Source organism: Acidobacteriota bacterium, assembly GCA_028875575.1.
Classification (GTDB): Bacteria; Acidobacteriota; Terriglobia; order Versatilivoradales; family Versatilivoraceae; genus Versatilivorator.
On record JAPPDF010000037.1, the window covers coordinates 42,929 to 55,638 of the forward strand.

Here is a 12,710-nt window from a genome sequence, read left to right on the forward strand (position 1 = left end):
TCCGCAAATCCGCATGGGATCATCGCTCGAGCTGGCCTCTGGCGCAGGATGCTCTTGTCCTGATTATCCTGTGCATCCTGTGCATCCATGTTCATTAGGTAGAACACCGTGCCAACGGAACAGGGTCCTTTGAGCCGTTCCGAATCGAATGCGCCCCGCATGGGGAGTCTCATTGACTCCTGTAGCCGGGAGACCTCACGAACGGCCCTCGTCGTCTGGCTCGGCATCAGTCGATTCGAGACGAGAGTCTCCGGATTCATAGTTCAGGGGAGGTCGACGGGAGCGGTCCACGCTTAGCTTGAAGATGTCGAACCGGTTGTATCCGCCCACCACGTCATGAATCTGCTTGGGGGCCACCGTTTGGGAGAGATCGATCTCGGCGTAGAGGATACCTTCCTCGTCCTGCAGAATGGGACTGACGGGGGTTCCTTCCGGACCCATGATGACGGAGATGCCTCTGGGGCTCCCGTCCAGGATGCGCTCGGCCTCCGGGGTCAGTTGCCCCAGCCGGTCCCGGGCGGCCGCATCCAGGAAGCCGGAGGTCACCACGTTGAATACCTTGCCTTCGAAGGAGTGGGCGCCGGCCCGAATCCGTATGGCCTGCTTGAGATCATAGTTGACGCCGGTGGCGGGGTCCCGGGTGGGCCACATGGGAGGGTAGGTGGACAGATGGACCTGCTCGCCCTGGGCCAGCAGGGCGAAACGGGCCAGAGGATTGGTGTTCTCTCCGCAAATCAGCATACCCACCCGACCCAACCGGGTCTCGCACACCTGCAGTCCGCTGCCGTCCCCGGGCGCCCACACCAGTTTCTCGTAGAAGGTCGGAACCAGCTTGCGATGGTGGCAGAGGATGTCTCCCCGGTCGCTCAGGAGCAGGTTGGCGTTCCAGAGACAGCCGGCGCTGACGGCCGAGACCTCGTTGAATCCCAGCGAGACGAAGATGCCGCTGCGGCGGGCTGCATCGGCGACCTTGCCGATTTCCGGCCCGTCCACCCGCAGGCTGCCGGCAGCGAGCTGGCAGAAAAGCGCATGGTTCTCAATGGGCGCCTGCAGAGCGCACCAGAGCGGGAAGGCGGGAATGTAGGTCTCCGGGAAGACGATGAGCTGAGCCCCGTTGCGGGCGGCTTCCCGGATCAGGGCGCAGGCCTTGTCCACGGTTGCGTCCCGATCGAGGAACACCGGGGCCACATGAGCGGCGGCCACCTTGTAGGCTGGAGGTTGCATTATGAAAAGGCGTCTCCCCACTCACTCCAACCGGGCCGCCAGCCCCTCGAGAATCGGATCCAGCAGTCGATTCAGCCGGCTGAAGCGGCCGGGATCGGACAACATCAGGTCGGCGCTCTGAATGAACGGTCTGTCGACAAGTTCGTCGGCGCAGCCGTGAGCCAGGTCCTCAAGGGCTTTCCGGGTGGTTTCGAGGTGGAATTGAAGGCCCAGGACGCGGTCGCCGTAGGCAAAAGCCTGGTTCAGACAGGCCTGACTACGGGCCAGGTGGACGGCCCCGCGGGGCAGGTCGAAGGTTTCTCCGTGCCAGTGAAAGACCTCGGCTTGTTCGGGGAAAAGGCTCCCCAACGGGTGAGCGGCCGCCTCCGGGGAGCGATGTATGGGAAACCAGCCGATCTCGGGCTCGCTGTTCTTGTATACCCTGGAGCCGAGAACGTCGGCGATGAGCTGGCTGCCCAGGCAGACGCCCAGAATGGCTTTGTCGGCCTGGAGGGCCTGACCGATGAAGTCCTTTTCGGCCTTGAGCCAGGCGTGCCTGGACTCGTCGTTGGCGCTCATGGGGCCGCCCATCACCACCAGCCAGTCGATCTCATCCACGGGTGGAAGCGGTTCATCCCGATAGAGCTCGGTCAGGCTGACCTGCCATCCGCGCTCCCGGAACCAGGGGAGCATGGATCCCAGGCCCTCGAAGGGCACGTGTTTCAAGGTGTGAACTCTCATATCGGCAAGGGGTTTCTCTCGGGTGACCGCAGGCTCGCTCGGGGCGGGTCAGCCCTCCCAGTCCTCAGAGCCGGACAAGTGCCGGAAGCGCAGTCCGATCATTCCGTTCCGAATGTGAAAACCACGGAATGACGGTAGGTCTGACCCGGCCGCAAAATGATGGAGTGCCAACCCGGCTGGCCCTCCTTGGTGATGGAATCGGGGAAGTGCTGGGTCTCCAGGCAGAATCCGGTCTGTTTCCGGTAGGCGATGCCGCCCTTCCCCTGGATCGACCCGTCCAGATAGTTGCCGGTGTAGAGCTGCACTCCCGGCGCGGTGGTGTGCACTTCCAGGGTCCTGCCTGAAACGGGCTCCCGCACCCTTGCCGCCCGCCTCAACTGGCCGGGGGATCCGTCCAGAACGAAGTTGACGTCGTAGCCCTCGCGCTGATCCTTGGCGTCTGGCGCAATATTTCCAATGTCGGCGCCGAGCGTCTTGGGCTTGGTGAAGTCGAAACGGGTTCCCTCGACCGGGCTGATCTCGCCGGTCGGAACGCCCAGCCCATCCGACACCGTGTAGCTGGGCGCGTTCAACTGCAGCTCGTGTCCCAGCACATCCGCCGCGTCATGCCCCGCCAGATTCCAGTAGGCGTGGTGGGCCAGGTTGACGATGGTGGGAGCGTCGGTTTCGGCCTCCATCTCGAATCTCAGCGAGTTGTCGTCTGCCAGGGTATAGGTGACCGTGGTGGTCAGATTTCCGGGGTATCCCTCCTCTCCGTCGGGGCTGGTGTAGGTCATCTTCACCGAGGCTCCGTTGTCGGATTCGGACTCGCCGGCCACCGTCCACACCTTTCGATCGAATCCCTGGTCTCCTCCGTGAATATGGTGTTCCCCGTAGTTCTTGGTCAGGGAGTACTCGTGGCCGTCGATGGTGAACCGGGCGTTGGAAATTCGGTTCACCACCCGCCCGCAGATGCAGCCGAAGTAGGGATGGCGCGGCAGGTAGTCCGCCAGCTTGTCGAAACCCAGAGTGACGTCCGCCATCTCGCCCTGGCGATCCGGAACGTGCATCTCGGTAAGAATCGTCCCGTAATTGGTGATCCTGGCCTTGAGGCCCTGGCTGTTGGTCAGGGTGTAGAGAAACACGGGGGCTTCGCCTACCTGACCCCACTCCACCTTTTGCAATCGGACCGGTTTCTCCTCATCACCCGACCGGCTGGATTCCGGCGGGCCGCAACTCAGAGTCCCGGCCAGAAGGCTCACGGCCATCAGGGTCGGCGCAACTTCTCGGTAGGCTCTCGTCATGGGTTCCTCCGGTGGATTGACGGCCTGCAGTCAACCTCAGCCGGCGACTCCTTCCTGGATGCGAGCAGTCGAACCTCGAATCAGGAATCCTTGTCCACAAATACCGGCTGAGTCCAGGCCACGTATCCCATGGAGTCCACCACCCGGGCCCGCACGTAGCGCTCGCCCCCCTGGAACCGATAGCGGGCCGTCAACCCGTGGGCCTTGGTGAGCAGGCGGCCTCCGTCACCGATGAAATGGGTGGTGTACTTGAAAGTCGGTTTCTCCTCAATGGTGATCTCGATTCCCTGGTCGTCAACCCGCAGATCCGACAGGGAAACGCCGGTGGAAGCATAGAAGCGACCGGCCTCCAGGCCCTCCATGATGGCCACGGTCGAAAGACGGGGAGCCCGAACCACCACCCAGCCGCGCCCCGGGTTGAGGCGGTCGGGGCTGAATTCCCCCTTGAATTGGTGGGCGTCATCCACGGCGATCCCGTAAATGAGCTTGCCGCTGCTGAGGATCTCGTCCCACATGGCCTCCAGTCCCGGCGAGCCACCGCCTCCGTGGTTGTGGACCGACGGCGCGCCGTTGTAGATCTCGAAGAGCTTGTTGTTGCGGATTTGGCGCATTTGATCGGCGGTCAGAGCCCAGTGGAAGTTGGGATGGTTGATGTGGGGCACGCCGCCCACCCCGCGGATGGCGTCCACGTTGCGCTGGAGCATGTCCACCGGGTCGGAGCCGCCTTGAGGTGGGACGACCTCCCGCAGGTTCAGTCCATTGATGTGGATGGGGCTTCCTTCGAGGCTGTCGGTGACTTCTTCTCCGTTGATGACCAGGAACTGCTCCCGGGCTGCAAATATGCTGTTGAGGCCCTTGACCTCGGTCAGGAAGTTATGGTCCGTCAGCACCAGGAAGTGGTAGCGGTGCTCCTTGTACCAGCGCACCACCTCGTCCGGAGTGCTGTCTCCGTCCGAGTTGATGGTGTGGGTGTGGGTGTTCCCCTTGTACCACTGCAGCGTCTCGTCCGGAGTCATGGCCAGCAGGCAGAGGGGGATGAATGCGACGGCAAGGTGGATGCGTTTCATGGGACCTGTTTCCGAGGAGATTGTGCCGGCTGGTGTTCTGTCTCAGAAATAGGGTTGCCATCTTTCGGAGCGCAACGGCGCCGGACTCCAGGAGCGACGACGAAGACGGTGCCGTTCCGCCTGAACCTGGAGGGCCGATGGAGGTTCCCGGGAGGGTGAGCACAACGGTTCCTGTTCACTCAATCGCAATGAGTTTCTCCAACCGACCGTTTCCTGGTGGAACCTCTATCGGAGATGGTGATCCTATTTCTGAGACAGGACACTTGGCCGGGCAGCCAGCCTAAACATAACCCATCCCTCCGAGCCAAGGCAACGATTCCCGAAGGTGGCGGGACTCCCCGGGCAAAAAGAAAGACAAAGGCTGACCGACCTGCAATACTGGTTCACGGGGAGCGCCTTCGAACAGGCTGAGAACGGGCCTCCAACCCTTCCCGCGAACGACTCCCGGGTATTCTGAGACAATGGAGGTGACTCATGGTCGATGAGGATTCTTCACCTGCCGAAATTGGTCGATCCATCCAGGCCCATGCCCGGGCCATGACGGTAATGAGCCAGGAACTCGGCTCCAGGATCGATGCCGCCGCGTCCAAGCTGAGCCAGCAGGCCCGAATGCTCAAGATCCTGGTCTGGCTCCTGGCGATCCATGCGGGCTTCGGGTTTCTGGTGATGGCTGCTCTCGGTTTCTTCGGGGTCATGGGATACCTGGCGTCCCGCCAGGCAGCCGTCGGCATGCAGGTTCAAAGCGACAGCGCCGCCATGGTCGGCAAGCTTCTGCCCGGTTTCAGACTGGAGGACCAATCCGGAACCCAGGTGACCAATCGGGAAGTCGAGGGCAAGGTGGTTCTGCTGAACTTCTGGGCCACCTGGTGCGGGCCCTGCAGGACCGAAATGCCCTGGTTCGTGGAGTTCCAGGAACGCTACCGGGAGAGCGGCTTTACCGTGCTGGCCGTATCGATGGACCAGGAAGGTTGGGAGGTCGTGCGGCCATTCATCGAGCAACAGGGGCTCAACTTTCCGGTCTTTGTGGGCGACCGCGACTTCGGGGATGCCTTTGGCGGCGTCGAGGTGCTGCCCATTACCTTCATCGTGGATCGCACGGGGAAGATAACCGCCCGCCACAGGGGGCTTGTCGACAAATCGGAGTATGAGAAAGAGATCGAGGCTCTTCTCTAGCCCGCATTTCTCACCAAGGGACGTGATGATAGCGCAGGCTTTTCACTGGTTGCTGCAGACTCCTGACCGCTACCATAGGCCGAAATGGCTGGAATCCTGATATCTGCATTCCGAATTTCGCTGATTTGCGGACTGCTTCTCCTTTCGGGTGTGAGACAGCATGGGGTGAGCCCGATGCCGGCCGGAGAGTCGGACTGGCCCCAGTTCCTGGGTCCGAAGCGGAACGGCGTATACGGAGGTCCGGCGATTCCCGGTTCCTGGCCTGCCTCCGGGCCATCCATCCTCTGGCGGAAGCCGGTTGGGGAGGGGTTCAGCGGAACGGTGGTGCAGGCCGGACGCCTGATTCTGTTTCATCGGCTCGAGAGCAGGGAACGGGTGGAGTGCCTTGAGGCTCGAACCGGCCGCCCACTGTGGCACTACGACTATCCGACCGGCTATCGGGACGATTTCGGTTTCGACGGCGGCCCCCGAGCCACTCCCTCGGTCTGGGAGGGCAAGGTCTACACCCTTGGCGCCCAGGGAGTGCTGTATTGCCTGGAGCTGGAGAACGGCAGGAAAGTCTGGAGCGTGAAGACCCATGAGAAGTTCGGCGTACGCAAGGGCTTCTTCGGCGCCGCCTGCTCCCCCCTGGTTGAGGACGGGCGGCTGTTCCTGAACGTCGGCGGACAAGACCAGGCGGGGCTGGTTGCCTTCGATGCCCGAAACGGGCGAGTCTTGTGGACCGCCACCGATGACGAGGCCAGCTACTCCTCTCCGGCCATGGCCACCTTGGGCGGCCGCCGCCAAGTATTGTTTTTCACCCGTACCGGACTGGTTTCGGCGGATCCGAAGAGCGGAGAGGTCCTGTTCCGCTTTCGCTGGAGAGCCCGCAGCCGGGCTTCGGTGAACGCCGCCACTCCGTTGTCGGCAGGCGCCTCGATTTTCCTCTCGTCCAGCTATCGGACCGGAGCGGTACGGCTCAGGGTCAATGGCTCCGAGCTGGAAACCGTCTGGACCTCGGACGAGTCCCTTTCCAACCACTATTCGACCAGCGTGATCCGAGGGGACCACCTCTTCGGGTTCCACGGCCGCCAGGAATATGGCCAGTCCCTGCGCTGCGTGGCGCTGAAGACGGGTCGGGTCCTCTGGAGCCGGGACGGTGTCGGCGCCGGCACCGTGAGCCTGGCGGGGGACCGGCTGGTGGTGCTGAAGGAGAACGGGGAACTGCTTCTGGTCGCGGCCTCGCCTGGGGCCTTTCGCCTCATCGCCAAAGCCAGGATCCTGGCCTCGACCGTGCGAGCCTATCCGGCCCTGGCCGACGGCCGCCTGTTTGCACGCAATCAGAAGGAGCTCGTGGCCGTGGATCTTCAGCCCGACCGATAACAACCACTGCCCACGAAGGGGACAGATGCAGGAAAGTGTTTCATGGTTCAGGGCTTGGGGACCTGTGCTCGCTGCAGCGGTTGGCGCGCTCCGTAGGTGAGCGAACGCCAGGCCCACTCGGCCGGTCCGAAGCGGAACCGCTGCAGCCAGAGCCGCGAGGCGACGAGCTGCACCGCCCAGACGCCGGCCACCAAGCCCACCTGTCCCAGGCGGTCGACCGACCCAAACCAGCCGAGCCCGTGGCCGTAGAATATGGTCGTGCACAGGACGGACTGCAGCAGGTAGTTCGTCAGCGCCGTCCGGCCGACCGCGGTGAACGGACGGGTGAGACGGCGAAGCGCGGTGGTGCGGCATGCGAGCATGACGAGCCCGACGTAGCCTAGGCTGACGGCAATGCTCGGCCAGTAGTTGAACTGGGCGCCGATGAAGAACGACCAGACAGGCCATCCCCGCTCGAAGTCGAGGGAGAGGCCGTATGCCTGGAGGGGAAGGCCGACCGCTACCGCCGCCGCGATCAGCCCCGCATAGAAGCGCGTCGAGCGGCGGGCGCTGAAAACGTCGCACTTGAAGAGCGCCATACCCATGAGCATCAGCCCGCCTGCACGCCAAAATCCCCAGATGATCAAGACGAACGTCTGGAAGGCGAAGGCCTCCGCCGACCGGACGGGCTGTTGATCGACCCAACTGCCGCGAAAGGCGGCGAGCGAGGACTCGATCATCTCCGGCGTCGGACGCCACACGTCGGCCGTAAACGCGTTCAGCGCTTCCTTCGGCCAGTACTCCAGCGACAGGCCGCCCGCCAGGGAGGTGGCCGAGCCGACCGCCAGCAGGGTCGTTCCGAGCGCCGCCAGCCATCCCGGCGACAGGCGGCGCAGCGGGTAGACCGCCACTCCGCAGACCGCGTAGGTGAAGAGAATGTCGCCAGGCCAGAGCAGGTAGGCATGGAGCAGCCCGATGACCAGCAGGTACCCCATCCGGCGGAAATGCACCCCGGCGGCGTCGCCGCGCGTCTCGGCCCGCTCCGCCATCAGGACGATGCCCGCGCCGAACAGCATCGAGAAGATAGCCATGAACTTCTGATCGGCGAGCAACCGTCCCGCCAGCCAGACGTAGAGGTTCGCGCCCTCCAGGTCGCCGTAGGCGGTCGGGTTGAAGTAGGCCGCCCGGGGCATCGCGAATGCCTGGATGTTCATCACCAGGATGCCGAGCAGGGCGAAACCGCGCAGGACGTCGATCGCGTCGATGCGCGCGGTCTCGGTGATGGGCCCTGAGTCCAGCCGGTCAAGGGGTCTGGTCATGTTGCCGTTCATTCGCCCGCAGGTCGTAGCAGAGCAGCCGGGGGGATCCTCCCCGCACGAAGTCGCGGCGGTTCTGGGAGACATAGAGCAGGCCGCGGCTGAGGACCGGAGGAGACCAGGACTCGCGGGCGGCGAACAGCCAGGCGCGGGAGAGGATCCGGTAGCCCTGGGGGGAAAGGTCGAGCCACAGGAGGTGGCCCAGTTCTCCCAGGCAGAGAAAATGTCCATCGGCCCAGAGCAGGGATCCCCGGTAGGTGGTGAAGGTTCGGGTCATCCGGCGGCCGCCGAACTCGACGGTTTCTTCCCATTCGGGAACGGCGCGCCACATCTCCTTTCCCGTCTTCAGATCGACGCACACCAGGGCCGCATCGGGCTCATTGCGGCCGTCGAACCCGTAGAGGTAACCCTCACGGTGTATGGCCGTGTTCCAGTGCAGGCCGAAGTGGGGCGCGGTCCAGGCCAATCGGTGGGTACCGTCGGGGAGAAGGTCGAGCAGCGCCGCTCCCGTCTTGTAGCTGGCCGAGATCAGCACCTGGTTGCCGATCACCACCGGGTTGGAAGCATTGACCGACTCGTAGCTGCGGCTTCTCCAGGGAAAGCGGAAGTCGATTTTTCCGTTGGCGGGATCGATGCTCAACAGCCCCCCGGTGGGAGGACGGCTTTCGCCTCCGGCGTAGACGAAAATGCGCCGCTTGCCTCTCACCGTGGCCGGAACCGGGGACGCATAGCTGGGTCCCCATCGGTCTCCGGTCTCCCACACCAGCTTGCCGGTGACCTTGTCCAGAGCGATCACCGAGGGCCCTCCGGGGGCGCCCACGTTGACGATCAGCAGGTTTCCTTCCACCAGGGGTGTGGAGGCGACTCCGAAGAAATCCTGGGGTACACGGAACTCCCGCGACAATTGGCGTTTCCAGTGGATGGCGCCGGACTCCAGATCCAGGCAGTGGAGCTGACCTTCGGCGCCGTAGGTGTAGACGCGGTTGCCGTCGATCACAGGGCTGCAGCGGGGCCCGTTGTTGTAACCGTAGCGGTCGCTGTAGCCCGTCGGGTAGCGAAGGGTCCAGTAGCCTTGTCCGGTTTCGGGGTGCAGGCAGTCGACGATTTCCTCCTGTCCCTGGCGGTAGAAGTAGACCAGCCGGGAGCCGTGAATGGCCGGTGAGGTGTAGCCGGTCCCCTTGGCCAGTTCCCAGACCAGGGGCGGCCCCCCGTCCGGCCAATCCTTGAGCAGGCGGGTCTCGGTGGAAACCCCGTCGTGGGACGGTCCCAGGAAAGAGGTCCAATCGTGGGTGACGGCTCCCGGGGGCAGGGGCTTGGGCTTGATGTGAAAGCGAACACCGGGGTGAGTTTCCGGTGAAGGAGGGTTGCCTTTGGCGGATGCCAGCAGCGGAGCGGCTCCGGCGGTCCACCCATGGGCCGGCAAAGACCGATCGCCCGTTTGACAGGCGCTCTGGCCGAGCCAGATTCCGGCCAGCATGAATCCCAGCAATGGTCGTCTCATCGCTCCTTCTCAAGTTCGGGAGGCCGCAGCCAACGCGGAATGATACCTCTTGTGAGGAGTGCAGACCACGGGTGAGACAGGCAAGTCAATACCGCACCTGAGTAGGTCGCCCTCTGTCCTCGCCGCGCAGCCAGATGAAGACCGGGGCGTGGGGTTCTGGCGAAGGCCAGGGCAGGGCGATCCGCAGGGTCTGTTTTTTGGGGTCGTCCGGGAACGGGGTGGGGATGCCCGCAACGGGGCGACCCCGGCTCTCGTCCCAACCCGCCCTGACGATGTGGTGCAGCTCCTCTCCGGTAAGGATACCCTCGTAGAGCGATTCCCCCAGCTTTGTGCCGGTCAGGACGAATCGCTCGATCCTGGGCAAGCGGACCACCCGGCCCAGGGGGTGCGGGTCGGATGATCCGGTGGTCTCGTTGCGGACCACCACCGCCAGGGAGCAGTCGGTGGCGCTCAGGCTGCCCGGGTCCAGCGAGAGAAACAGGGTGTCCCTCCCGGTGATGTCCAGCCTGGTGACGCCTTGGGGTTGGCCCGGGACAAGCGTGAGCCTGGATTGGAATTGCCCGTCGCTCCGGCATCCGAGTTGCAAGGAGGCCAGGGGAAGCAGGCGCTCCACCTCGATGGCGAAGCTGACCGGGAGACCGGCCGGGATCTCACCCTCGCGCAGTCCCAGCCCGGCCTTGGGCGGGAAGGAGGTGTTGGCGCGCGCAACTGCCGGCCGGCGCCCCACCACCTGCAATGCCTCCTTCAGCACGACCGGAGCTTCCATTCCGGTGACCCTCAAGGTGATGGGGAGGAGATCTCCCTGTTGGGCCGCATTCTCCAGATAGGCCATGACGCCACGCCGTTCAAGCTCCTGCGTCGCCGGCGACAGCGGCGCCAGTTCCCATCGGGCCTTGGCGCTCTCCAGCCCGTCGATGCGCTCCAGGCCGCTTCCCTCCAACAGGAGTCGCTGGCTTTCTTCTCCCAGATTGACTTTGAGAGGGAGATTGGAGAGTCGAGGCAGCGGGGGATGAACCTGCAAAGGAAGAACCTGAGGGTCGGCGTCAGCCTGGAAGATTTTCAGTCCGTAGTGGCCGGAGGCAAGCCCGTCGGTATCGAGTGCGAAGGCCAGTTGTGGCTGACGTCCGTCGGGAGTCCTTGAAGACAACAGGAAGGCAAGCGGCGTGGTGGATTGCCCCAATGGGTTGGACTTCACCAACTCCAGCTTTTCGACGAACTGGAAGTCGGCCCCCGTCAACTCAATGCGGACACGCCCGCTTTTGGTCACCAGCCTGTGTTGGGATTGGGGCGTCACCCGGGCCAGGGTCAGGTCGCCCAGGCGATGAAGGCGAAACCGGCCGGTCAGCTCAAAGGGCTCCCAATCCCAGGAAGCGGCAAGAGTGTACTCCCCCGGAGGGAGGACCTCTTTTCCGGTGTCCAGTTTCAGGGCACGCAGCGACGGCTGTAGCGCAACCCCCACGGCAAATTGCCGGCTGCTCCCGGCCTGGATCAGCTTCCAGTCGTGGGCCCGCGGCAACTGCCTCCAGTCGGAAGCGTCCTCTGCCCAGATCCGTAGCAGGGCCTCCCGGGCTATGGGAAGGTGAGCGTCGGAGGCCACGCTGACCTGCGGCGGCCCCCGGGAGGGGACGCGCAGGGCCCACAGGTAGGCGATCCTGGCCCGGCCCTTGGCGGGTCGCCGTTGGGAGCAGAGCTGGATGTCGTGAGGGGGAACGTTCTGGGCGAAGGCCGAGCGGAAGTCGGTCCCGGGTGAGATCAAAGTCCTCAGGTTCTGAAACAGGGCCACCCCGCCGGTGGCAAGCAGAGCCGAGTTCCCCAAAAACATTGTGGCCAGGGAAGCGGCCAGACCGGCCGATTGTCGTATTCGGTGAGCCGGCTGGGGATTGAGCGGGTCGTAGGTCGCCAGCGACGGCAACAGCGTGCCCAACAGCAGGGCTGCCTGTTGATCGGCCGGCGCCTTGGGGTCGATGCGGGGCAGGCTGACGTTGTGCCGGGCCGAGAATCCCTGCAGCACGGCGTCCAGGGGTTGGGAGTTGTCGGGGGAGCGTTCCCAGGCTGCCAGCGCTTCCACCAGGGCTCCCACCTGGGCCGTCTGCTGGGCGTAGTCGGCGAGCTGGGTGATGACGTCCTCGTTGTTCCTGACCAGGGCCTTGACCTTCTTGACGTTCAGCCCCCGAGGACCGTAAACGGCCGCCACCACCTCGACGTCGAAGGGAACCTCCCACTGGGTGGCTGCCGCGGCCGGCCTGGGGTCCAGGACCACCCATTCCTTTTCGGGGCTGCTCCCGGCGGCGATCAGCACCAGGGCGATGCTGGCCTGGCGCTTGCGGTCGGACTGCTGGCGAACCGGGATGTAGAGCAGCTTCCGGCCTTTCTCCAGTCGATTGACCCCGGCCAGCGGGCGCGCTCTCACTTTGGGCGCGGGTTGCACCAGAAAACGAAATTGGCCGATGGATTGTCCGCCGGCGCAGACGGGCGGTTCGGCCGCCACCGCGGGCCGGCACAGGGTCAGGGCCAGACCCAGCCCCATCGACAGCGCTGCAGGAATCGTAGGCAATTCAACCTCCCTCGGGATCCATGATCGCCTATCCGGGAGAGGATTGAAAGTGCCAAAAAGAGTTGATTTTGGCGGTTTGTGGTTCGTGGATTGTGGTTAGCCGGCACTTCTGTAGTAACCGTAGCGCCTGGGGGGATAGAGCCTACGTGACAGGGCAAGCCTTCTTTACAGATTCGACGACATAGGTTCGCAGGAGCTTGTCATGCCAGGCCTGATTGTCCTTGTCAATCAACATCTACAAGAAGCCAAGAAAGAATACGAGGCACGAGAGTGCTCGTCCGACGGTCTCGCGGATAAGCATCGTAAAAAAATCAGCGTTGCGGCCGTCTTCCTTGACGACGCGCATTCCCAGGAGCTTTTTGCCTGGGGTTGTCCCCTTGGTACAGAGGAATAAGGCACAGGCGACGTATACAAGGAAGGCGAACGAAACGACCTGAAGGAATGTAGAAAGTGATGTGTTGAGATGCGCAGATGAGAGCGACCCCATCCACAAGTATAGGAAGGTCGAAAACTGGACCGGGACATCAATCG

The 12,710-nt window shown here is 63.7% G+C and carries 9 protein-coding genes; 2 read left to right on the top strand and 7 right to left on the bottom strand.

The annotated features are described in order from the left end of the window. Positions 1–195 precede the first annotated feature (195 nt). The 4 genes from OXI69_05185 to OXI69_05200 form a co-directional block, all read right to left on the bottom strand. Positions 196–1,224 (bottom strand): carbon-nitrogen hydrolase family protein, encoded by a 1,029-nt coding sequence (locus tag OXI69_05185; GenBank protein ID MDE2665523.1) that lies wholly within the window; start codon positions 1,222–1,224, stop codon positions 196–198. Between the two features lie 21 nt (positions 1,225–1,245). Further along, the gene (locus OXI69_05190) at positions 1,246–1,944 is read right to left on the bottom strand and encodes a type 1 glutamine amidotransferase (protein ID MDE2665524.1); all 699 of its coding nucleotides are present in this window, start codon (positions 1,942–1,944) and stop codon (positions 1,246–1,248) included. 98 nt (positions 1,945–2,042) lie between these two features. Then, positions 2,043–3,227 carry a galactose mutarotase gene (locus OXI69_05195; protein MDE2665525.1) on the bottom strand — a complete coding sequence of 395 codons (1,185 nt, stop codon included), beginning with the start codon at positions 3,225–3,227 and terminating at the stop codon, positions 2,043–2,045. An 80-nt stretch (positions 3,228–3,307) separates the two neighbouring features. Further along, complete coding sequence (locus tag OXI69_05200) at positions 3,308–4,294, bottom strand: CehA/McbA family metallohydrolase (GenBank protein ID MDE2665526.1); 987 nt, start codon at positions 4,292–4,294, stop codon at positions 3,308–3,310. 474 nt (positions 4,295–4,768) lie between these two features. Here OXI69_05200 and OXI69_05205 point away from each other — a divergent pair, with 474 nt between their 5' ends. Together OXI69_05205 and OXI69_05210 are read left to right on the top strand one after the other, a co-directional pair. Then, positions 4,769–5,467: a redoxin family protein gene (locus tag OXI69_05205; GenBank protein MDE2665527.1), complete on the top strand. Its 699-nt coding sequence runs from the start codon at positions 4,769–4,771 to the stop codon at positions 5,465–5,467. Positions 5,468–5,641: 174 nt separating this feature from the next. Next, complete coding sequence (locus OXI69_05210) at positions 5,642–6,829, top strand: PQQ-binding-like beta-propeller repeat protein (GenBank protein ID MDE2665528.1); 1,188 nt, start codon at positions 5,642–5,644, stop codon at positions 6,827–6,829. Between the two features lie 47 nt (positions 6,830–6,876). Here the strand turns inward: OXI69_05210 and OXI69_05215 are convergent, their stop codons facing one another. The 3 genes from OXI69_05215 to OXI69_05225 all read right to left on the bottom strand — a co-directional run bounded on the left by OXI69_05215 (position 6,877) and on the right by OXI69_05225 (position 12,179). Next, a complete protein-coding gene (locus OXI69_05215; protein MDE2665529.1) occupies positions 6,877–8,139 on the bottom strand; it encodes a DUF418 domain-containing protein in 1,263 nt (420 codons plus the stop codon). Next, entirely contained in the window at positions 8,111–9,625 is a 1,515-nt protein-coding gene (locus OXI69_05220) for a PQQ-like beta-propeller repeat protein (protein ID MDE2665530.1), read from the bottom strand. Before OXI69_05220 ends, OXI69_05215 begins: the two co-directional genes overlap by 29 nt. An 85-nt stretch (positions 9,626–9,710) precedes the next feature. Next, complete coding sequence (locus tag OXI69_05225) at positions 9,711–12,179, bottom strand: hypothetical protein (GenBank protein ID MDE2665531.1); 2,469 nt, start codon at positions 12,177–12,179, stop codon at positions 9,711–9,713. Positions 12,180–12,710 lie beyond the last annotated feature (531 nt).